This window comes from Allorhizobium sonneratiae (genome assembly GCF_023700755.1).
In the GTDB taxonomy this organism is placed as follows: Bacteria; Pseudomonadota; Alphaproteobacteria; order Rhizobiales; family Rhizobiaceae; genus Allorhizobium; species Allorhizobium sonneratiae.
Genome location: NZ_JAMKOJ010000001.1, coordinates 1 through 21,811 on the forward strand (window position 1 = coordinate 1; position 21,811 = coordinate 21,811).

At 56.7% G+C, this 21,811-nt stretch carries 18 protein-coding genes; 15 read left to right on the top strand and 3 right to left on the bottom strand.

Annotated elements, in window-relative coordinates:
* Together NAC44_RS00005 and NAC44_RS00010 are read left to right on the top strand one after the other, a co-directional pair.
* The coding region (locus tag NAC44_RS00005) for a hypothetical protein (RefSeq protein ID WP_250936649.1) at positions 1-190 on the top strand (190 nt) is incomplete at its 5' end.
* 231 nt (positions 191-421) lie between these two features.
* Entirely contained in the window at positions 422-952 is a 531-nt protein-coding gene (locus tag NAC44_RS00010; protein ID WP_250936650.1) for an iron transporter, read from the top strand.
* Positions 953-1,088: 136 nt separating this feature from the next.
* On the opposite strand, the gene NAC44_RS21305 is transcribed toward NAC44_RS00010, so the two are convergent.
* A complete protein-coding gene (locus tag NAC44_RS21305) occupies positions 1,089-1,430 on the bottom strand; it encodes a hypothetical protein (RefSeq protein ID WP_250937645.1) in 342 nt (113 codons plus the stop codon).
* On the opposite strand from NAC44_RS21305, the gene NAC44_RS00020 reads away from it, so the two are divergent.
* Both NAC44_RS00020 and NAC44_RS00025 read left to right on the top strand, forming a co-directional pair.
* Positions 1,317-3,980, top strand: coding sequence for an ABC transporter transmembrane domain-containing protein (locus tag NAC44_RS00020; RefSeq protein WP_250937591.1), 2,664 nt, complete (start codon positions 1,317-1,319; stop codon positions 3,978-3,980). The two genes, NAC44_RS21305 and NAC44_RS00020, sit on opposite strands and share 114 nt — an antisense overlap.
* A gap of 39 nt (positions 3,981-4,019) precedes the next feature.
* Entirely contained in the window at positions 4,020-4,484 is a 465-nt protein-coding gene (locus tag NAC44_RS00025; protein WP_250937593.1) for a cyclic nucleotide-binding domain-containing protein, read from the top strand.
* 85 nt (positions 4,485-4,569) lie between these two features.
* Here the strand turns inward: NAC44_RS00025 and NAC44_RS00030 are convergent, their stop codons facing one another.
* Positions 4,570-5,910, bottom strand: coding sequence for a nucleotide sugar dehydrogenase (locus NAC44_RS00030; RefSeq protein ID WP_250936651.1), 1,341 nt, complete (start codon positions 5,908-5,910; stop codon positions 4,570-4,572).
* A gap of 197 nt (positions 5,911-6,107) precedes the next feature.
* Between NAC44_RS00030 and NAC44_RS00035 the strand changes: the two genes are divergently transcribed.
* A complete protein-coding gene (locus tag NAC44_RS00035) occupies positions 6,108-7,196 on the top strand; it encodes a glycosyltransferase family 4 protein (protein ID WP_250936652.1) in 1,089 nt (362 codons plus the stop codon).
* A complete protein-coding gene (locus NAC44_RS00040) occupies positions 7,196-7,936 on the top strand; it encodes a polysaccharide deacetylase family protein (protein ID WP_250936653.1) in 741 nt (246 codons plus the stop codon). Before NAC44_RS00035 ends, NAC44_RS00040 begins: the two co-directional genes overlap by 1 nt.
* Here the strand turns inward: NAC44_RS00040 and NAC44_RS00045 are convergent.
* Positions 7,928-8,914, bottom strand: coding sequence for a glycosyltransferase (locus NAC44_RS00045; RefSeq protein WP_250936654.1), 987 nt, complete (start codon positions 8,912-8,914; stop codon positions 7,928-7,930). The two genes, NAC44_RS00040 and NAC44_RS00045, sit on opposite strands and share 9 nt — an antisense overlap.
* Before the next feature lie 86 nt (positions 8,915-9,000).
* Here NAC44_RS00045 and NAC44_RS00050 point away from each other — a divergent pair, with 86 nt between their 5' ends.
* From NAC44_RS00050 to NAC44_RS00090, 9 genes are all read left to right on the top strand, one after another.
* Entirely contained in the window at positions 9,001-9,249 is a 249-nt protein-coding gene (locus NAC44_RS00050; protein WP_250936655.1) for a hypothetical protein, read from the top strand.
* Positions 9,250-9,433: 184 nt separating this feature from the next.
* Positions 9,434-11,332: a dipeptide ABC transporter ATP-binding protein gene (locus NAC44_RS00055; protein ID WP_250936656.1), complete on the top strand. Its 1,899-nt coding sequence runs from the start codon at positions 9,434-9,436 to the stop codon at positions 11,330-11,332.
* A complete protein-coding gene (locus tag NAC44_RS00060) occupies positions 11,329-13,251 on the top strand; it encodes an ABC transporter substrate-binding protein (RefSeq protein ID WP_250936657.1) in 1,923 nt (640 codons plus the stop codon). The genes NAC44_RS00055 and NAC44_RS00060 overlap by 4 nt, the downstream gene beginning before the upstream one ends.
* Positions 13,248-14,246: an ABC transporter permease gene (locus NAC44_RS00065; RefSeq protein WP_250936659.1), complete on the top strand. Its 999-nt coding sequence runs from the start codon at positions 13,248-13,250 to the stop codon at positions 14,244-14,246. Before NAC44_RS00060 ends, NAC44_RS00065 begins: the two co-directional genes overlap by 4 nt.
* A 17-nt stretch (positions 14,247-14,263) precedes the next feature.
* On the top strand, positions 14,264-15,421 hold the full coding sequence (locus NAC44_RS00070) for an ABC transporter permease (RefSeq protein ID WP_420839844.1): 1,158 nt from the start codon (positions 14,264-14,266) through the stop codon (positions 15,419-15,421).
* Positions 15,422-15,488: 67 nt separating this feature from the next.
* Complete coding sequence (locus NAC44_RS00075) at positions 15,489-16,697, top strand: glycosyltransferase family protein (RefSeq protein WP_250937595.1); 1,209 nt, start codon at positions 15,489-15,491, stop codon at positions 16,695-16,697.
* Positions 16,698-16,703: 6 nt separating this feature from the next.
* Complete coding sequence (locus tag NAC44_RS00080; RefSeq protein ID WP_250936663.1) at positions 16,704-17,942, top strand: glycosyltransferase family 4 protein; 1,239 nt, start codon at positions 16,704-16,706, stop codon at positions 17,940-17,942.
* Positions 17,939-19,084, top strand: a complete 1,146-nt coding sequence (locus tag NAC44_RS00085; RefSeq protein WP_250936665.1) for a glycosyltransferase family protein — start codon at positions 17,939-17,941, stop codon at positions 19,082-19,084. The genes NAC44_RS00080 and NAC44_RS00085 overlap by 4 nt, the downstream gene beginning before the upstream one ends.
* Before the next feature lie 225 nt (positions 19,085-19,309).
* Positions 19,310-21,562, top strand: coding sequence for a methyl-accepting chemotaxis protein (locus NAC44_RS00090; protein ID WP_250936666.1), 2,253 nt, complete (start codon positions 19,310-19,312; stop codon positions 21,560-21,562).
* Positions 21,563-21,811 lie beyond the last annotated feature (249 nt).

Consider the following 21,811-nt stretch of genomic DNA (forward strand, 5'->3'; position numbering starts at 1 on the left):
TCATAACCTGAAGGCCGCAGGTTCAAATCCTGCCCCCGCAACCAATATCTCCCAACAAAACAGCCTCCTCAGAACAAAACGTAAGGCAATGTCCCAGTTGGACAGCCGTCCATACATACCTCACCACCACCAAACCCCAGCCATGGCCGCTGACCGTGCAACGGTTCACTCATCCATTTTTAATGCATAATTCCTTAAATCGATTCCGATTTAAGGAGAAAATAAAGCACGTTGTGGCTTATCAGCCTTAGTTAACGTGCTTTAAGCCTTTGTTTTGTCGCATGTACGGTATCATTTTATTGAGGACAATAAAACGAGACATGCTTTGGGCGCAGGAGTGGATGATGATATGACCGATTTTGATTCGGTGTTTTTTCCGGCATGTTGTATTCATGACGGCTGATTGATGTGAAGGTGGATAATGAAGAGAAGCCTTGTTTTTTATGCTGCGGCAGTGAGTGCGACCATTCTTTTGGCTGAGAATGCCCTGGCTGAAGCCGGACCTGACATACCGATTGGCGGACCTTTGCATGTTATGAATCTTGATATTTCCGCTAGCTATACCAAGGGGGCAGAGCCGGTTGCGCCAAAAGCTGCGATGCCGAGAGGGGCTGATGTTGTTCATCTCAAAACGGATATTCAAGCCGCGCCAGGCAATCCATGGGGATTCGCAAGTGGTTCCTGGGTTCCTTATCTGACGATAGATTATAGTCTGATCAAAAAAGGAACCCATTGGAAATCCCGTGGACATCTGCAGCCGATGACAGCTAAGGATGGCCCGCATTATGCCGCCAATATCAAACTGGACGGCCATGGTGAATATACGATCTCTTTGATCATTCATGCACCCGATGCCAAGGGCCTGCATCATGAAACGGGTCGCACCAGCGGCGTGCCGGGCTTTTGGAAACCCTTTACCGAGAGCTTCACATTCACCTATCCGCAAAAGTGAAATTCTGCAGGCTCTATATACATTGTGCAATCACATGCAATTCGACGTGAATTTTAAGCTGACAGAATCTCCTGCCTCATTTCATTTGACCGTGACAGAAAGACGTCTCTTTCGGTGAAGGCATTGAAGCTGGTTGCTAAACGCTTGTTTTTCGTCTCTCTTTGATCGATAACCAGAGCGTGACTTCGCGGAATGTTTTCTCTCTTGGCTGAAATGAGTCTGTGTAGACAAACAGACAGCCTGCCAGGCAAAGCACGGAAGAGAAATAGAAAACTGCCGAATATGCTCCGGGTGTGCGAAACTGATGATGGATAAAAGCCTCCTTCGTTATATCTGGCGGCATACGCACAAGCAGCAGATATGGGTGCTTGCTATCGTTCTTTTCTCCATGGTGCCGTATTTCCTGTCCTTTGATTTGCCCAAGCGGATTATCAACGGGCCGATCCAGGGGAGCGGTTTCGAGATGCCAGATGCGCATCAAGCCTTCTTTGCTTTTGAATATCCGCTGCCTTTTACCGATTGGACCTTATCCTTTGATGGATTTTCACTCGGCAGGATGCAAAGCCTTATGGCTTTAAGCGGGATATTCCTGCTTCTGGTCATTGTGAATGGTCTGTTCAAGTTCTACATCAATACGTACAAAGGCCGTGTTGGCGAGAGGCTCTTACGCCGGATCCGCTATGAATTGGTAGATCGGATCCTTCGGTTCCCGCCGACATATGTGAAGCAGGTTCATTCCTCCGAACTCTCGACGATCGTGCGTGATGAGGTGGAGCCGTTCGGTGGTTTCACGGGTGACGCTTTCGTTCAGCCAGCCATGCTGGGAGGGCAGGCACTGGCGGCGATGATCTTCATCTTTCTGCAAAATGTCTGGCTGGGTCTGATCGCGGGTGTCATGGTGTCGATGCAGGTTGGCATCATACCGAAAATGCGCCGCCGGTTGATTGATCTTGGGCGCCGCCGTCAGTTAACAGCGCGTCATCTTGCAGGACGTGTCGGGGAAATCGTTGAGGGTGTCGGCACGATCCATGCCTTTGACACTTCGAATTACGAGCGTGCCGATATTGCCAGGAGGCTGGGTGAGATCTACAGCATCCGTTTCGATCTTTATCAGTGGAAGTTTTTCGTCAAATTCTTCAATAATTTTCTATCTCAGCTCACACCCTTTCTTTTTTATTCGATTGGTGGCTATTTTGCTCTCAAGGGCCGACTGGATGTCGGCCAGCTGGTTGCGGTGATCAATGCCTATAAAGATCTTCCAGGCCCACTCAAGGAATTGATCGACTGGGATCAGTCGCGGCAGGATGTGCAGGTTAAATATGAGCAGGTTCTGGAGCAGTTCGAACCCGCCAATCTGATCGATCCGGCCTTGCAGCGGCCATCGCCGGCCGGAGCGCTCTTGCCCAAAGATCCGCTGGTTGCCAATACTGTGACACTTCAGGATGGCAGCGGTGCCAAAGCGGTGGAAAAGGTGACGTTGCGTCTGCAGCCGGGTGAGACTGTGGCGGTGATCGATAATCACGGACAGGGTGCTGAATTGCTGGCTGAAGCTTTCGGTCGTTTGAACTGGCCGATTGCCGGTCGCATCATGCTGGGAGATGCCGATATCCATGAATTACCTGAATCTGTTACAGGACGAGCGATCACCTATCTGTCGTCAGATGGATATTTCTTTCACGGCAGCCTGAGGGATAATCTGCTCTACGGTCTCAAACATGTGCCGATCAACAGCATTGTCTACACCGGCCGTCAGGCCGTGGAACGCAACTGGCAGGTGCGCGAGGCGCAACTGGCAGATAATTGCGACCTCGATATCAATGCCGACTGGATCGATCGCAGCACGACCTCTATCCAGACGGGTGACCCTGACGATCTGAAAAACACCGTCTTGAAAGCGTTGGATGCGGTGCAACTGACGCAGGACGTGATGGAACTGGCACTGCATTCCATGCTCGATCCGCTTGAACACGCCGATCTGGCCGACAAAGTCGTGGCGTTGCGGCTGGCTATCCGCGATGAGCTGGCCCGGCAAGGCCTGTCGCATCTCGTCGTGCATTTCGACCCCAAGACCTATAACAGCGAAGCCACCGTGGGTGAGAATCTGCTGTTCGGTGCGCTGAAATCGGCGCCGGAACTGGGGTCTGCCCATTATCAGAGTGATTATTTCTATGAGGTGCTGGCTCAGGCGGGGCTGCTGAGCCTGTTTTATGAAATGGGCTATCAGATCGCTGAGAATCTGGTGGAAATCTTCGGCGGGCTTGCGCCTGATCACCCGTTTTTCCAGCAACTCGACATTCTGTCCGCCGAAGAGGTGGCTTATTATCAGCAGACCTTGCAAAGGCTTCAGGGGCGCAGTCGGCCCTTGCCGAGTGAAGAAGAGCAAAGGGCGATGATCCGCCTCAGCTTCCGTTATATCGAGCCGCGCTATCGTCTGGGTGTTCTGACGCATGATATCATGAACCAGATCGTTACGGCGCGGGACGTGTTTTACGATGCCCTACCAACGCATTTGCGCGACAATATCGAGCGATACGATCCACATCGCTATATGGCGGCCGTATCGCTTCGGGAAAATGTGATTTTCGGTAAACTTGTTCTGCGCATTCCGGATGCCCAGACGCGATTCAGGGCCATTGCCGCACAATTGTCGGAAGAGATGAACCTCTATGGCCGTTTTATTGCGCTGGGGCTGGATTTCGATGTGGGGAGCGGCGGGCGCAGACTGACGATTATTCAGCGTCACAAGCTCAATCTGGCGCGGGCACTGGTGCGACGATCCAGCTATTATATCTTCAATAAGCCGTTACCGGGCCTGGATCAGCGCACACAAGAAGAAATTGTGCTCAAAGTTCTTGCTTTTCTGCGCGCGCAGGACAATGATCCAACTGTAATGTGGGTTTTGTCGAATGTCTCTCTGTCAAAAAACTTCAACAGAGTGGTTATATTCGATGGTGGCTCGGTGGTCGCCGACGGTTCGGTCGAGACTCTGGGCAATGAGAATGCTATCTTCAAGACGCTGGTGGCCTAAGGGGATAAGGCCACGGCAAAAGAGGAATTGGTGGCAGCCATGTTGCTATGTGACGAAGTCCAGCTTTTGCGGAACGTTCCGTATTTCAAGCATGTCGATGCGTGCAAGTTGAAACTCCTTGCCTTCGCATCGCAGCGAATAACGTACGGGGAGGGTGATTGCCTGTTTCGCCAAGGCGATATGGGAGACGCAGCCTATGTGATTCTCAGTGGACAGGTCGAGTTGACAACGACAACCTCTCAAGGGGAGATGAAGGTTGGCGAAGCACTGTCCAATGCCATTATCGGCGAGATGTCCCTTCTTTGCGACGGTCCAAGAACGATTACGGCCAAGGCCGTGACACAGGTTGAAGCACTTCGTATCGGAAAGGATTGCCTCTCCAAGGTGATGGCCGATAGCCCCCGCACCAGTCTTGAAATCAGCCGTGCACTGGCTGAGCGTCTGCGTCTTGCCACATCCGAACTCGACAACAATCGTCTTCGTCAGGTTGTTCTGATGCAGTGACGCCTGTTTCTCTTCTGTTTGGGGCGGTTTTGTGGCCGCCCGCACAGGGGCTTAAACATCTTTTCTTTTTTGATTTTCTATATCTTCAGGCTTTCACGACCATTTGCCCGGCGATGTTTCGTCTGGCAAGCGCGTTTCGCGTGTCGATGATCAGCGGGCACCAGTCGGCCAGTGCCTGATAATCGATGCAGTCATGGTCGGTGGCGATCAGCACGGCATCGAACCCGCTCACGGTGTGCTGATCGAAGCTGGTGCTGCGCCGACCCTTGAGATGGCCATATTCACGAGTTTTCGGAATTTCCGGCAGGTAGGGGTCGTAATAGGCCGCTTCCGCGCCGCGTTCGAGAATGAGTTCCAGCAATTTGAGCGAGGGGCTTTCACGAATGTCTGGCACGTTTTTCTTGTAGGCCAGACCCAGAACCAGCACGCGTGAGCGGCTGAGCGCCTTGCCTGCCTTGCGATCCAGCGCTTCGGCCAGTTTTTCGACCACATGATGCGGCATGGCTGTGTTGATCATGCCCGCCAGTTCGATGAAGCGGGTGGGCTGGTCGTATTCGCGCGATTTCCAGGTGAGATAGAAGGGGTCGATCGGAATGCAGTGACCGCCGAGCCCGGGGCCGGGATAAAAGGGCATATAGCCGAAAGGCTTGGTCTTGGCGGCGTCGATCACTTCCCAGACATCGATGCCCATGGCCTCGTAAACCAGCTTCAATTCATTGACGAGGGCAATGTTGACGGCGCGAAAAATGTTTTCCGTCAGCTTCACCGCTTCCGCCGTTGCGGTGGAGGAGACCGGGACCACGGTTTTGACCACGGCGCCATAAAAGGCGACCATCAGCTCTGCGGCATCCTCGCCGTCGCCGGCCACGACCTTGGGAATGGTGGAGGTCTGGAAATCGCGGTTGCCGGGATCTTCCCGCTCCGGTGAAAAGCCGAGAAAGAAATCTTGGCCCGCCTTGAGTTCGGACGTTTCCAGAATGGGTTTCATCACCTCTTCGGTGGTGCCGGGATAGGTGGTCGATTCCAGCACGATCAGCTGGCCGGGCCGAAGCGACCGGGCAATCTGGCGACAGGTATTTTCGACAAAACTCAGATCCGGGTCACGGTGGCGCGTCAGCGGCGTCGGAACGCAGATGGCAATCACATCGCAATCGGCAAGCTGGAGAAAATCCGTGGTCGCGGTGAAGCGGCCAGCGGCGCATTCCTCTTGCAGGATCGTTTCGGGAACCGCTTCGATATAGCTTTTTCCGGCCTCGATAGCGTCGATCTTGCCGGGATCAATGTCAAAACCGATGACCGAAAAGCCCGCGCGCGCCATGCTCATCGCCAGGGGCAATCCCACATAGCCAAGGCCGATCACGCCCGCTTTGGCGCGTTTTGACTGGATGGCGGCAAGCAATTCGGCGGCAAGGGGATGTTTGGGCATGGCGGGATCACATTCTGAAGTGTTTGTTCTATAGGCTTCAGTTGCGGTCGCCCCCGGTGGAAGTCAAGGGTGGGATGATATCTCTTCTGCAATCAACCTTGATCGAAACGCACATGCACCGATAATTGATGGAGAGCAGAGAGGCTCTTGCTTGCCTCTGGCTGCGGTTCTATGCAGGCGATGGAAGAGAGTTCGAGATGAAGATCGCCTTTTATGCACCGCTGAAATCGCCCGATCATCCAGTGCCATCGGGCGACCGCCTGATGGCGCGGCTGTTGATCGAGGCTTTACGGCTGGCCGGGCATGAGGTGACGCTGGCCTCCCGTCTTCGCGCATTTCATAAAGAGCCGGATACGGTGCTGGACGGGTTCGATGCGGCTGTCGAGGCCGAACTTGCCCGCTTGACGGCGCTTTATCGGCAGGAGGGCGCGCCTGATCTCTGGTTCTGCTATCATCCCTATTATAAGGCACCAGACCGGATCGGCCCTGTAATCTGCGAACGGTTTTCCTGTCCACTGGTCACGGTGGAAGCTTCCTATTCCAGCCGCCGCAATCTTGGACGATGGGCCGAATTTCAGGCCGAGCTTGTCGAGATGGTGCGGGGCGCGGCGGTCAATCTGTGCTTCACTGAACGCGACAGGGCCGGGCTGTTGCAGATCGCACCGCAGGCCCGGCTTGAACGGTTGTCGCCTTTTATCGATGCCGGTCGTTTTCTCTCTCTTGCGCCGCATCCGCAGGCAGGAGAACTGATCACAGTGGCCATGATGCGCCCTGGCGACAAGATGATGAGCTATGGGGCTTTGGCTGAGGCGCTTCATGCGTTGGGTGAGCGGCCTTTTCGGTTGACCGTGATCGGAGACGGCCCCTGCCGGGCCGAGGTCGAAGCAGCGTTTGCATCTTTTGCACCCGACCGTGTGCGTTTTCTTGGAGAATGCGCACCGGATCAGGTTGCGGTGGAACTGTCGCGGGCCAGTCTCTATGTCTGGCCGGGACATGGAGAAGCCTATGGATTGGCCTATCTGGAAGCGCAGGCTGCCGGTCTGCCGGTGGTGGCGGAAGCTGTCGCCGGTGTGCCCGAAGTGGTGCGCCATGGTGTCAGCGGATTTTTGACGCCCCCCGGTGATCCGCAGGCTTTTGCAAAGGCGATAACAAGGCTTCTGGATGATGAAGACCAGCGGATGAATATGGCGCAGAGGGCGCGCGACAGCGTGTGGACCCATCACAGTCTGGAGGCGGCATCCCGGCGGCTTTCGGCGATCATCGATATCGTGATCAGGAGGCACTGATGACTGAGCGGCAATTGATCGAGCGTCTCGACGCCATGGCAGCAAAAGCGCGGACGGTGCATTTCTGGCTGCGCGATGACGATGCGGTGGAACCTGGCCCGGTGCTTGACCGCCTTCTGACCTTGACGGGCGAATATTCTGTTCCCTTGACCCTTGCCGTTATCCCTGAGCCGACAGGGCAGGCGCTGGTCAACCGGGTTGCGGGTGAATCTTATGTCGATATTGCCGTGCATGGCTGGCAGCATAAAAACCATGCAGGCCCGGCGGAGAAGAAGCAGGAACTGGGCTTGCATCGCGGCCCCGATCGCGTGCTTGACGAGATGCGGGCCGGTCTTGTGACATTGCAGGATCTTTATGGGCCAAAGCTGCTGCCCATGCTGGTGCCGCCGTGGAACCGGATCGATAAAAGCTTGCTGCCACAGCTTCCGGCGCTGGGATATCGGGCGCTTTCAGTCTTCGGGCGGGAGAAACCGGTTGAAGGACTTCGCCTGCTCAACACCCATGTGGATGTGATGGACTGGCATGGCACACGCGGCGGGCGCGATGCCGACGTGCTGTTCGGCGAAATTGCCGCCTGTCTTGCCGAGGATGAAGAGCCGCTTGCTGCCATTGGCATTCTCACCCATCATCTCGTGCATGATGCGGCGGTCTGGGCCTTTTTGCAGCGTTTGTTTGCCCTCACGCTTGCCCATCCGGCCTGTCGCTGGGTTTCGGCAAGAGACATTCTGACCTTACCATGACTTCCACAAAATGAGCAGGCCGCCATCGCTGTTGCGCGCCTGAGCACGCGCAGCCTCCACGGCGGTGAAAGGGGCCTTTCTTGCAAGGCTTGCCGCCAGAAAATGGCCCCCGGCCAGCGACAGGCTTGCGCCGCGCGCCACGACGGAAAACAAAAGCGGCCCGGTCGTCCACCAGGCGGGACCTTTGGGTAGAAGCGCCATGGCCTGCGGCATGGCCTCCAGCATCCGGGTGAAGACCGGATGGCCGGGCGGAGTGGCGATGAAGGAATTGGCCAGAAGCAGACTGCCAAGCCCGGTCTTTCGGGCAATATCCTCGGCCATGGCGGTTAAACCGATGAGCGGCAGAAGATCGGCAAAGCTCAGATCGTCGCGGGCCGGATAAAAATCGCAATCGAGATAAATGCCGCCATGGCGCTCCAGAATGCGATAGCGCGCCGCATCGACTGCGCCGGGATAATCGCCTTCTGCCAGCATGGCCTGAAAGCTTGCATCGCTGTCGAAACCTTCCGCCGCAAGATCGGCCTCGCGCCAGAGGCGATAGGTCAGGCCGTGGCGGGCGGCATGATCGGCCCAGGCGGCACAGGCGGCTGGCACCGGCAGTGCACCGAGCCAGATCTGGTGCAGAAGGCGCGGCACTGGCTGCCGGTTCAGAGCGGTGATTGTCCTATGCTCTTCAGCGGAAAACCGGGAAAAGGGCAAAAGCAGCGCCGGTGGCGGCACGGCAGTCTGTTGCAGACCGAGAATGGTGAGAGTGGCTTTCTCGATTTTTGCCAGTTTCAGAAAGGCGGAATGCAGCTTGCGCGGCAGCCCATGGGCCGTCAGCGGGCCGAGATCGCCAGCCGCAAGGGCATCCTTGTCATTTGCCAAGGTCTCGAGTTCATGGCGGGCGGCGGTGATGTCGCCGTTCTGAGCCAGCTGCAGCGCATTTTTTAGCCGTTCGCGGCTTTGGGTGCGGGGCTGTTTTTCCGTTTGATCCATGGCTGTTTCCGGCTTGTTTCTTTCGACCACACTGTGCAGTGCCGTGCGGCTTGTAAATCGCACAGCGCTGTAACACTTTCAATCTCATGTATAATTTCGCCTTGAATCGCAAACGGTTCAAGAAATTCCATATAAGCATCGCGCATCATCGAGAACCGTTGCAACGGTATGAGCCCGTCGCTTTTTCAATCCAGTGCCTGATGCTGAACATGCTCGGTGATTTTTACGGCAATGCGCGCCTGCTTTCGCAAAAGCCATATATTTCTCCTGTAGAAGGCGGTGGCGCGCAAGTCGGTCAGAACAGTCTGATCCCTGCAAATCGCTCTCTTATTTGAGCAGTTTCAGGATGGGAGAGGATGTACAGGGATGTATCTCTCGTGATGATGGTTGCTCAAGGCAATGTGACGACGCTTGTCTTGTCTAATTCTGCTTTATTTTCAAACTGAACAGGCATGGACAGGCTTTGAAGGCTCAGCTACGGTGACCTGGATCAGACAAGGGGCTTGGGGCAAAGGACGCATGGCAGAGTGCAGCGATCTGCTTTATGTGGATAAGGTCAGTGTTACCTTTCCTGTTCCGGGGGGGCGGCTGCAGGCGGTGAAATCCTTCAGCATGGCCATCCGTCCCGGCAAGGTCACTGCGCTGGTGGGCGAATCCGGCTCCGGCAAGTCGGTGCTTGGCCGCTCGATCATGGGCGTCGAATCCCCGCTGGCCGATATTGGCGGACGGGCGATTTTCAACGATCCCGAGGGCGAGGGCCCGGTCGATCTCCTTGGGCTGCCGCGTGATGGCCGGCAGATCAGGCGCATTCGCGGTCGCCGCATCGGCATGATCTTTCAGGAACCGATGACCTCCTTTTCGCCGGTGCACAGCATCGGCAACCAGATTGAAGACGTGCTCAAGGTGCATGAGGTGCTGAGCAGCAAGGAACGGCGCGAGCGTATCGAGGAGATGCTGGCTCAGGTCGGTTTTCACGAGCCCGGTCGTGTCTTCGATATGTATCCTTTCGAGCTTTCAGGCGGCATGCGGCAGCGGGCGATGATCGCCATGGCGCTGATCTGTCGCCCCGCCCTGCTGATTGCCGATGAGCCGACCACGGCGCTGGATGTCACCATTCAGGCGCAGATTCTCAAGCTGTTGAAAGACCTGCAGGAAAAGCTGAATATGGCGATCCTGCTGGTCACCCACGATCTCGGCGTCGTTGCCAGCATGGCCGATGATGTGGTGGTGATCTATCGCGGTGAGGTGATGGAAGCGGGACCGGTCGGCGCGATTTTCCGCGATGCCGCCCATCCCTATACGAAAGGCCTGATGGCGGCAGTGCCGCATTTCGATCTCAACCGGAATGAGCGCCTGCAGCCGCTTCGCGAAATCCATGTCGATACGACGCGCCTCATTGGTGCGTGCCGCAGCATTCCGGGCAAGGAGGGGGGCGCAAGCGGCGCCTTGCTCAGCCTGCGCCATGTGTCAAAATCCTTCCGACCAAAGGCATCGAACGGATTTTTTTCGAAACCGGTTGCGCCGGTGCGCGCCGTTCATGACGTCTCCTTCGACATCATGCGCGGTGAAACCCTCGGTCTTGTCGGCGAAAGCGGCTGTGGCAAGACGACGCTGAGCAAGATCCTGATGCGCGGCCTCACCGCAGACAGCGGTTCGGTGATCTTCGACCGGGGCGAGGGGCCGGTGGATGTGCTGGCTGCCCAGGGAGAGACCCTGCAAAACTTGCGGACCACGATACAGATGGTGTTTCAGGACCCGGTCTCGTCTCTTTCACCACGCATGACGGTGAGAGGATTGATCGGTGAGCCGCTCGACATTCACGGGCGAGGCACACGGGCAGAGCGGCTGGAGGCCGTGCGTCGCCTGTTGCATGCCATCGGCCTGCCGGAGACAGCCCTTGGCCGCTATCCGCACAGCTTTTCCGGTGGCCAGCGACAGCGCATCGGCATTGCGCGCGCTCTGGCTCTCGGCCCCGATCTGATGATCCTCGACGAACCGGTTTCGGCGCTGGATGTGTCGGTGCAGGCGCAGATCCTCAACCTGATGAAGGACCTGAAGCGTGAGCTGGGGCTGACCTATCTGTTCATTTCCCACAATCTTGCCGTGGTCAATTACATGGCCGACCGGGTGGCGGTGATGTATGCCGGGCGCATTGTCGAAATCGCCCCTTGCGATGTCATCATGCGTAATCCCGTTCATCCCTATACGAAAAAGCTGCTGGCGGCGGTGCCTGTGCCGAGCCTTGATCATCCCATGGATTTCATGGTCATGGGCGAACCGTCACGCGAGGCGAAAAAGCGCTGGGCGCGGCAGTTTTCCGATGAGGGCGATCCCGATACGCTCACCCATGCCGATCTCGGCGGCGGGCATCTGGTGCTGGCCCGTCGCACGGTGGATGCAAGGGAGCTTGTCGCGTGATCACCCGCCGCAACCTGCTGTCGCTTCTGTCCGGGGCCGCCTTTTGCCCGCAGCTTGTCTTTGCCGCGAACGGGGCGGATCTGGCGCGTGAGCCGGACAGTCTGAAAGACAAGGTGGCTTCCGGCACGCTGCCGCCAATGCAGGCGCGCCTGCCGCAAACGCCGCGGGTCATCACCCTCGATGGACCGAAACTGGCCCCCGGACGCTATGGCGGAACGGTGCGGCAATTGATCGGCGGCCAGCGCGATATCCGCTATATGCCAATCGACAGCTATAGCCGGCTGGTCGGCTACGATCTGAACTTCAATTTCGTGCCGGATATTCTGAAGGATTTCGAGGTCGAGGAAGAGCGGGTCTTCACCCTGCATCTGCGCCCCGGCCATCGCTGGTCGGACGGTTCGCCGTTCACGGCAGAAGATTTCCGCTATGTCTTCGAGGACATGTTCCACAACAAGGAGCTTTACCGCGGCGGCATTCCGGCCAATCTTCGGGTTAATGGTAAGGAGCCGGTGTTCGAGGTGCTGGATGCGTTGACGCTGCGCTATCGCTGGGAGGATCCAAACCCGGATTTTCTCGCCGAACAGGCCTCGCCTGTCGCCACCCGGATCATGATGCCATCGGCCTATCTCAAACAGTTCCACCCGCGCTATCAAAGCCCGGAAAAACTGAAAAAGCTGATCGAAAAAAATGGTGTCGCCGACTGGGTGGCGCTGCATCAGAAAATGTCGCGCACGGTCCGGCCGGAAAATCCGAAACTGCCGAGCCTCGATGCCTGGATCAACACCACCAAGCCGCCGACCACCCAGTTCATCTTCGATCGGAACCCCTTTTATCACCGGGTCGATCAGAACGGGTTGCAGCTTCCCTATATCGACCGTTTCGTGCTCAATGTCGGCACAGGCGATCTGATCGCGGCAAAGACCGGCACGGGGGAAAGCGATCTGCAGTTCACCAATCTGAATTTCGACGATTACACCTTTCTGAAAAGCGCGGAAAAGCGCTATCCGATCAAGGTCGATCTGTGGAAGCGTATTCAGGGCTCGCGCATTGCGCTGATGCCCAATCTCAACTGCAAGGATGCGGTCTGGCGTAAGCTCATGCGCGATGTGCGGGTGAGACGGGCACTGTCTCTGGCGATCAACCGCGAAGAGGTCAATAAGGCGGTATTTTTCGGCCTGGCCCAGCCGGCGGCCAACAGTATTCTGCCGGAAAGCCCGTTGTTTCGCGAGCAATATCGCCAGGCCTGGGCCAGTTTCGATCCGGACCAGGCCAATGCGTTGCTGGATGAGGCCGGATTGACGCGACAAGGTCGGCATGGCCTGCGGCTCTTGCCGGATGGCCGTCAGGCGCTGCTGACGGTGGAGACCTCGGGGGAGGGCAGTTTCAGCTCTGATGTCATGGAACTGATCGGCGATCACATGCGGGCTGTGGGCATCCGGCTTTTCGTCCATTTCTCCCATCTCGAACTGTTTCGCCGCCGGGTGAAGAATGGCGAGGCGGTGATGGCTTTGGGGCAGGGGCTCGACAATGGCATACCCACCGCCGACATGTCGCCGCGGGAACTGGCCCCGACCAGCGATGAACAATTGCAATGGCCGCTCTGGGGGCTCTACACCTATTCGGCTGGCACGGATGGCCATCCTCCCGATATGCCGGAGGCAAAGGCGCTGCTCGATCTTTATTATGCCTGGCGCCACGCCGTCACCTTGATGGAGCGTGCGGCGATCTGGCACCAGATGTTGTCTCTCTTCACCGATCAGGTCTTTACCATCGGCATCGTCAATTCCGACCTGCAGCCTGTCGTGCGGGCAAAGCGCCTGCGCAATCTTCCCGATCGGGGTCTCTTCGGCTTCGATCCGACCTCCTATCTCGGCGTTTATCGGCCCGACACATTTTGGTTTGAGGAGGAGACGGCGTGATCCGCTATATTCTCTGGCGCATAGCGGTGATGATCCCGACGCTGATCATGATCTCCATGCTGGTCTTCACCATCATCCAGCTGCCGCCCGGCGATTATTTCGAAAGCTATGTCGAGGAAATGCGCGCCATCGGCGAAAAGGCCGATATGCAGGAAATTGAGGCGCTGAAGGCGCGATACGGCTTCGATAAACCAATGCCGGTGCGTTATTTCAACTGGATCACCGGTTTCGTCGAGGGCGATTTCGGCTATTCCTTCGAATACCGGATGCCGGTGTCGGAAGTGGTGGGCGACCGGGTCTGGCTGACGGTGATGATTTCCGCTGTTACCATCGCGGTGACCTGGCTGATTGCCTTTCCGATCGGTATCTACTCGGCCACCCATCAATATAGCTGGGGCGATTACGGGCTGACCTTTCTCGGCCTGATCGGCATTGCCGTGCCGAATTTCATTCTGGCGCTGGTGATGATGTATTTCGCCAATATCTGGTTCGGCATTTCCATCGGCCATCTGATGGACCCGCAATATCTGCGCCAGCCCATGAGCGTTGCCAAGGCGAAATCCATTCTCGAACATTTGTGGATCCCGGTGATCATCATCGGCACGGCGGGAACGGCGGCCATGGTGCGGCGCGTGCGCGCCAATCTGCTCGACGAGTTGAACAAGCAATATGTGATGACGGCGCGCGCCAAGGGCATGCATCCTTTCAAGGTGCTGATCAAATATCCGCTCAGGCTGTCGCTGAATTTCTTCATTTCCGATATCGGCTCCATCCTGCCGACGATCATTTCCGGGGCGGAAATCACCGCCGTGGTGCTGTCGCTCGAAACCACCGGCCCGATGCTGATCCGGGCATTGCAGGACCAGGATATGTATCTGGCCGGGTCCTTCCTGATGTTTCTGGCGATCCTGACCGTGATTGGCGTGCTGGTTTCCGATATTGCACTCGCCTTTCTCGATCCACGCATCCGCCTGCAAGGGGGGAGAACGAAGTGAGCGAAACGAAAAGCGGAATTGCTGGCGGGCAGGCTGGCCATTATGTTTCGCCTGCGCCCTTCGACCCCTATGCAGCGGAAAAGGATGACGCGGCAGGGTCTGGTCTGGCCAGCGCCTCGCAGCTCAGCCTGACCTGGCGACGGTTTCGCCGTCACCGGCTGGCCTATGTCTCCGGTCTTTTGATTGTCGTCGCCTATCTGATGATCACTATCGTCGAAGTGCTGGCGCCCTATAATCTGCACAGCCGCAATATCGACCGTATCTATGCGCCACCGCAGGCCGTGCATCTCTTCGACAACGGAAAATTCATCGGTCCCTTCGTCTATGGCCGCACGATGACACTCGATATGGACACACTGCGCCGGGTCTACCGCGATCAGCCAGACCGGATCGAAAAGCTGCGCTTCTTCTGTCACGGCGATTCCTATCGTTTCTGGGGGCTTGTGGATGGGGATTTCCATCTTGTCTGCCCGGCCAAGGACGGCAGTTTCTTCCTGTTGGGCACGGACCGGCTGGGGCGCGATATTCTCTCGCGCATTCTTTATGGCGCGCGCATTTCGCTGACCATCGGCCTGCTCGGTGTGATGACCAGTTTCGTGCTGGGCATCGTTATCGGTGGCATGGCAGGCTATTGGGGCGGCTGGTTTGATCTCATCGTGCAGCGGCTGATCGAGGTGTTGCACTCCATCCCAAGCATTCCTTTGTGGCTGGCGCTTGCGGCGATCATGCCGGCGGACTGGTCGCCGCTTCTGGTCTATCTCGGCATCACCTTCATCCTTGGCCTGCTGGACTGGACAGGTCTGGCGCGGGCGGTGCGTTCAAAACTTCTGGCGTTGCGCGAGGAAGATTATGTGCTGGCTGCACAGATGATGGGAGCCGGCAGCGCCCGCATCATCGGTCGTCATCTGATCCCTGGTTTTCTGTCGCATCTGATTGCCAGCGCCACCTTGACCATTCCCGGCATGATTCTCGGTGAAACAACTTTGAGCTTTCTGGGTTTAGGCCTGAGAGCGCCGATCACCAGCTGGGGCGTGCTTTTGACAGAAGCGCGCTCCGTCAATGTGATTGCGCTTTACCCCTGGCTGCTCTTCCCCGTAATTCCGGTCATTGTGATGATTCTCGCCTTCAATTTTCTCGGGGATGGGCTTAGGGATGCAGCAGACCCTTATAAATAACGGGGCCTATCCTGTCGTTTCCCGCGACACTCCGGCCCTTCCTTCCATCGTGGGAGACGACGAACTGATGTCGAAACGGCTGAACAATGCGCGCATTCTGATGTATAGCCACGATACGTTCGGGCTTGGCCATCTGCGCCGCTGCCGCACCATTGCCCATGCGCTGGTCGAGGATTTTCGCGGGCTTCAGGTGCTGATCATTTCAGGCGCCACCATTGCCGGTGCCTTCGATTACCGGGCGCGGGTGGATTTTGTCAAAATTCCCAGCGTGATCAAGCTTCGCAATGGCGATTACACCTCGATGGATCGCCATATCGATTTGCAGGAAACGCTGAAAATGCGCCAGTCGATCATCCGCCACACGGCGGAAAGCTTTGAGCCGGACATTTTTATCATCGATAAGGAGCCGCTTGGCCTGCGCGGCGAGGTGGAGGATACGCTCGCCTATCTGAAGACACGCGGCACACGCCTCGTTCTGGGTCTTCGCGATGTGATGGATGCGCCGCATCTTCTCGATGCCGAATGGAAGCGCAACGACGTCATGGCCAAGATCGCAAAGCTTTATGATGATGTCTGGGTCTATGGCCCGCCGGATTTTCACGATCCGCTTTCGGGTCTCGAGGTGCCGCAGGCCTTGAGAGACAAGATGCGCTTTGTTGGCTTTCTTCAGCGCAGCGCTTATGGCACGCCAAAGCCAGATCATGTGCCTGAGGAGGATTATCTGCTCGTCACCACCGGTGGCGGTGGTGATGGAGCCGAACTGGTGCGGGATTTCATTGCTGCTTACGAGTCCGATCCGAGCCTCGATCACAAGGCGATCGTCGTTCTTGGTCCCTATATGCCGTCTGAACAACGGCAGATGTTCATGGAGGCTGGATCGAAACTGCCACGGCTGAAGATGATCGAGTTTGACAACCGGCTGGAAGACCTGATGGTCGGGGCAAAGGCAGTGGTGGCCATGGGCGGCTACAACACCTTTTGCGAAATCCTGTCCTTTGACAAGCCGGCCCTGATCGTGCCGCGCACCCAGCCGCGACAGGAACAGCTGATCCGGGCGAGCCGGGGCGAGGAACTGGGACTGGTCAATATGATCAGTGCCGAGGAATCGGCCAATCCGCAGGCCTTTGCCGATGCGATCCGACAGGTCTGGACGCGCAAGCCGCCATCGGTCACGGCACCGGGGCTGCAACTGGAAGGCCTGCCAACCATTGCCGCGATGGTCGAGGAGTGTCTGGCGCGAAAGCACCCCGATTATCTGACGGTGGTGCAGGGATAGGCTGACGTGACGAAAAAGAAGATCACCGTCCTGTTGAAGGGCTATCCGCGCCTGTCTGAAACCTTCATTGCCCAGGAACTGCTGGGGCTGGAACAGGCGGGTTTCACCCTTGAACTTGTCGCCATGCGCCGTCCGACAGATACGAAGCGTCATCCGGTGCATGATGACATTCGCGCGCCGGTGCATTACCTGCCGGAATATCTGCATGAGGAACCGGTCAGGGTGCTGAAGGCATGGTGGGCGGTGCGTCGGCGGGCCGGATACCGGGCGATTCTGGCGCAGTTTTTCAAGGATCTGCCGCGCGATGTTTCCCGCAACCGGTTTCGTCGTCTGGGCCAGGCCATGGTGCTGGTGGCGGAATGGCCGAAGGATGCGGAATGGCTTTATGCCCATTTCATTCATACACCGGCCTCCGTCGCCTTTTATGCGAGCCTGCTCGGCGGTTTCGGCTGGAGCGTGTCGGCGCACGCCAAGGACATCTGGACCTCTGAGGACTGGGATCTGGCCGACAAACTGCACAATGCCCGTTGGGCGGTAACCTGCACACGCACAGGCTATGAGCGATTGAGCGCGCTGGCTCAGCCGCGCCAGTGCGTGCATCTCAGCTATCATGGTCTCGATCTCGACCGGTTTCCATCCTTTGAGGGCAGACGGTCATCACGGGATGGCAGCAATGCGGACGATCCCGTTCAGCTCCTCTCGGTTGGCCGTGCCGTGCCGAAAAAGGGCTATGATATTCTGCTCAAGGCGCTGGCTGCTTTGCCGGGAGACCTGCACTGGCGGTTGACCCATATTGGCGGTGGCGAGGAATTGAAGCGGCTGAAGCCTCTGGCCGATGCGCTTGGGCTTTCGGACCGGATCGTCTGGAAAGGGGCGCTGGACCAGAAGGATGTGCTGGAGCATTACCGGACAAGCGATCTTTTTACCCTTGCCTGCCGGATCACCGCCGATGGTGATCGGGATGGCCTGCCCAATGTGCTGGTCGAGGCGGCAAGTCAGGGGTTGATGGCGGTCACCACCACGGTGTCGGGAATTTCGGAACTGTTTGTCGATGGTGAAAATGCGCTTCTGGTGCCGCCAGATGACTTTCAACCGCTGACGGCTGCGCTGGAAAGCGCCGTGCGCGATCCGGGTTTGCGGACAAGGCTTGGTTCGGCGGCAGAGCAAAAGGTGCGGCGCGATTTCGACTATCGCAGCAGTATCCGGGATCTGACGACATTGTTTGAACAGGGATGGAACGGATGACGGAGCCAGCGACAGAACCGAAGCGGATTTTCTTCTATGTCCAGCATCTTCTGGGCATTGGTCATCTGGCGCGGGCAAGCCGCATTGCCGGCGCCATGGTGGAGGCCGGTCATCAGGTGACGCTGGTCACCGGGGGGCTGCCGGTCAAGGGCTTTCCCGGCCCTGGTGTGAACCATGTGGAATTGCCGCCGGTTGCCGCTGCCACTGGCTTTTCCGGACTGGTGGATATTGAAGGTCAGGCTGTGACGCGAGACTTCGAGGTCAAGCGCACGCTGATGCTGCTGAAGGCTTTTCACGAGGCGCGGCCTGATATTGTCATTCTTGAGGCCTTTCCTTTCGGCCGCCGTCAGGTGCGTTTTGAGTTGCTGTCGCTGCTGGAAGAGATCCGGCTGACCCAGCCCAAGCCGCTGCTCTTTGCTTCGATCCGGGATATTTTACAGGAAAATCGCAAACCCGGGCGCGATGAAGAGACCGTTCATGTGGTGAAGACGCATTTCGATGGTGTGCTTGTTCATGGCGATCCCCATTTCGTCCGGCTGGAAGAGAGTTTTCCGCTGGCGGCGGAGATTGCAGACAGGCTGCATTATACCGGACTTGTCGCCGCGCCGAAGCCGGAGCCTTCTGCCGATCGTTTCGATATCGTGGTATCTGCCGGTGGCGGCGCGGTGGGGGCAGCTTTGATCGAAGCGGCGCTGGACGCGCGTGATATCCTCAATGACCAGCATCGTTGGTGCGTCATCACCGGCCCTAATCTGCCGGAGGACGATTTTGCCCGCTTCGCCGCGCGCGTGCCGGAAACGGTTTCGTTTTTCCGCTTCCGTCCGGATTTCCCGGCGCTTTTGCCTGAAGCAAAACTGTCGATCTCGCAAGCTGGCTATAATACCGTTTGCGATGTGTTGCGGGCGCGATGCCCAGCCCTTTTGGTGCCGTTTGCCAGTGGCGGTGAAACAGAACAGACCGTCAGGGCTGATAAATTACTGGCGCTGGGCTTTGCCTGCGTGATCGAGGAAGAGGGCTTGACCGGTGCAGCCATGGCGCGCGCGATTGAACAGGGCTTACGCCTTGAATGTCCCCAGAGCCTCGATATTTCATTGGAGGGAGCCATGGAAACGGTTCGTATCGTTACATCGTTTCCTTCCTGAAACGCTCTGATAAGGGCTCCGAATTGGTTTTATCCAGTTGTGATGCGCTCCAATATCATTTTTAATAAGCGATATATTATATTTTATATTGTTTAAATTTTATATGGTGGCATTGTCTTCTGTCGCAATTGCCATCTTTTGCTTCTATCAAGCTTTTTTAACATTACCTTATGTTTTGAGTGACAAACATCACCGTAATGACAGTTCTGTTGCGGGGGCCGCTGCATGTTTTCCATCCGGAATATACTTATTTCCGTTCTCTTCGTGCTGGGGGTGGCGCTTGGGGTCCAGGTTTCGTTCTCGCTCTACGCCTCCTACAAGAACTACAGCAATTATCAGGCCGTGACCTCCTATACTTCGCTTGATAAAGCCTTGTTCACGATATTGCTGAATTACCGTCTCGAACGGGGTCGCGCCAATACGATTTTCCTGACGAAACTGGCTGATACGCCGCCGCTCATTGCGCAGCTTGAAGGTTTTCGCAACGCCGTGGATAGCGGCATGAAGGATTTCATGGCTGTCTCCGGAAATTTCAGCCAGGACAAGGACGTCTCGCAATGGGTCGATAAAGTAAAAGAGGGCTATCAGGCGATAAACACCTATCGTGCTGATATGGATAGCCAATTCAAACTTGAAAATACCCAGCGCAATGTATTGGTCAATGACAAGCAGTTCAAGGACGGCGGCCAGTATATCAAAACCCTTGAGAATTCATCTCTCGCGGTTGAGGGGAAAATCCGCTCTCTCGACAACAGTCTGACGGATATCCTGCAGATCCGCGCCAATTCGTGGGCCGCCCGTTCTGCAGCGGGAACCGAAAGTATTTATCTGACAAAAACCGCAACGACAGGTAAGCCACTGACGGCGGCGGAGGTTGCGACGCTTGCACGCCAGGATGCCATTGTCACCATGGGTTTCAATCAGGCGGCCGCCTTGATCGATCATCCGAACACCCCGCCGGATCTCAAGGCTGTCCTGGCACAGGTGAATGCCGGTTATAATCAAGGCAGGGCTTTTGAGATGCGCGACGCCATGTACAAGAAGGCGATCGAGCATCAGCCGGTTGATTATGCCGCTGCGGATTGGATAGGGCCGAGCAATGAGGCGCAGGCCGCACTGGCAGAATTGCCACTGGCGGCCATGAAAAGCCTGAATGATGAAGCGCATAGGAAAATGGACCGCGCCTTCAATGATCTGATCTTTTATGCCGGGCTTTTGCTTGCCGTCATCGCCATCATCGTGGTCGGCTTCCTGGTCGTTGTGAAACGCGTGGTCTCCTCGATCAGTTCCTTGACGGCTGCCATGAAAGTTCTTGCGGATGGCAATACCGATCTCAATGTTCCCTTTAATGGTCGTGCCGATGAAATTGGCGATATGGCGAGATCTGTAGAAATATTCCGTCAGGCAGCCATTCGAAATAAAGATCTTGAAGCGCATACGGAGGAAAATCGCCGTCGTGGTGAAACGGAGCGGATCGAATTGCAGCGCAAGGCCGAGGAAGAGGCCAATATGCGTCTTGACGCGGCAACAGGCGCGCTGGCCAGTGGCTTGCAACGGCTTGCTTCCGGTGATCTGCTCTGTGAGATCGACGAGACGTTTGCTCCGCAGTTTGAAGCTTTGCGCCATGACTTCAATACGTCCGTGCGACAACTACGTCAGGTTTTGCTGGCCGTAGGTCAATCTGCCAATATGGTGCGTGGCGGCAGCGATGAAATTTCACAAGCTTCCGACAATCTCGCCAAGCGGACAGAACAGCAGGCCGCCTCACTTGAGGAGACGGCGGCTGCACTCGAAGAAATCACCTCCAATGTCAAGGCGACATCGCAACGCAGCCGCGAGGCGCGTGATATCGTTCGCAATACCTGGTCGAAAGCTGAGCATTCCGGTGTCGTGGTCAACAATGCCGTCACCGCCATGAGCCGTATCGAGCAGGCGTCGCAACAGATTACCCAGATTATCGGTGTTATCGACGAAATTGCTTTCCAGACCAATCTTCTGGCGCTCAATGCCGGTGTCGAGGCCGCCCGTGCAGGTGATGCCGGCAAGGGCTTTGCCGTCGTCGCTCAGGAAGTGCGGGAACTTGCACAACGCTCGGCCAATGCCGCTAAGGAAATCAAGGGATTGATTGCCAATTCCTCGGTGGCGGTCAATGAAGGCGTCAAACTCGTCAATGATACGGGCAATGGGCTTTCGGAAATTGCGACCCTTGTTCAGTCGGTCAACGAACATATGGATGCCATTGCCACGGCCGCGCAGGAACAATCCTCAGGGCTGTCGGAAGTCAATACAGCCGTCAACCACATGGATCAGGCCACGCAGCAGAATGCGGCCATGGTGGAGGAAATGAATGCTGCAGGTGCTGGACTGGCCGAAGAATCCATCCGGCTGTCCGAGCTTCTGGCGCGCTTCAAAACAGCTGAACAGGCTGCAAATGCCGAGATGATGCGAAATCATGGCCAAAGACGACTGGCCGGATAAATCGTTCATGTCCCGATGAAAAAGTCCTCAGACGAGGGTTTGCCAGGTTCGAGGTGCAACCGGCAGGCCCTCGTTTTTTTGTCTTTCTAAACGTTCAGCGGCTTTGCACGGCATGCTTTTGGTGTGTTTGGATTGGCACGGATATGATCCTCGTCTGACGAAGCTCGCGGTTATTCCATCATTCCTCATACCGGAATCGGTTTCAGGAATTATGCAGTAGGGGAACTTGGTCGTCGTCTTGCGTATCAT

Bases quoted from the DNA above. Each gene is read 5' to 3' on its own strand.
- NAC44_RS00010 (WP_250936650.1), top strand. From the start codon at position 422: ATGAAGAGAAGCCTTGTTTTTTATGCTGCGGCAGTGAGTGCGACCATT.
- NAC44_RS21305 (WP_250937645.1), bottom strand. From the start codon at position 1,430: ATGCGCATCTGGCATCTCGAAACCGCTCCCCTGGATCGGCCCGTTGAT.
- NAC44_RS00025 (WP_250937593.1), top strand. From the start codon at position 4,020: ATGTTGCTATGTGACGAAGTCCAGCTTTTGCGGAACGTTCCGTATTTC.
- NAC44_RS00030 (WP_250936651.1), bottom strand. From the start codon at position 5,910: ATGCCCAAACATCCCCTTGCCGCCGAATTGCTTGCCGCCATCCAGTCA.
- NAC44_RS00035 (WP_250936652.1), top strand. From the start codon at position 6,108: ATGAAGATCGCCTTTTATGCACCGCTGAAATCGCCCGATCATCCAGTG.
- NAC44_RS00040 (WP_250936653.1), top strand. From the start codon at position 7,196: ATGACTGAGCGGCAATTGATCGAGCGTCTCGACGCCATGGCAGCAAAA.
- NAC44_RS00045 (WP_250936654.1), bottom strand. From the start codon at position 8,914: ATGGATCAAACGGAAAAACAGCCCCGCACCCAAAGCCGCGAACGGCTA.
- NAC44_RS00050 (WP_250936655.1), top strand. From the start codon at position 9,001: ATGTATAATTTCGCCTTGAATCGCAAACGGTTCAAGAAATTCCATATA.
- NAC44_RS00055 (WP_250936656.1), top strand. From the start codon at position 9,434: ATGGCAGAGTGCAGCGATCTGCTTTATGTGGATAAGGTCAGTGTTACC.
- NAC44_RS00075 (WP_250937595.1), top strand. From the start codon at position 15,489: ATGTCGAAACGGCTGAACAATGCGCGCATTCTGATGTATAGCCACGAT.
- NAC44_RS00085 (WP_250936665.1), top strand. From the start codon at position 17,939: ATGACGGAGCCAGCGACAGAACCGAAGCGGATTTTCTTCTATGTCCAG.
- NAC44_RS00090 (WP_250936666.1), top strand. From the start codon at position 19,310: ATGTTTTCCATCCGGAATATACTTATTTCCGTTCTCTTCGTGCTGGGG.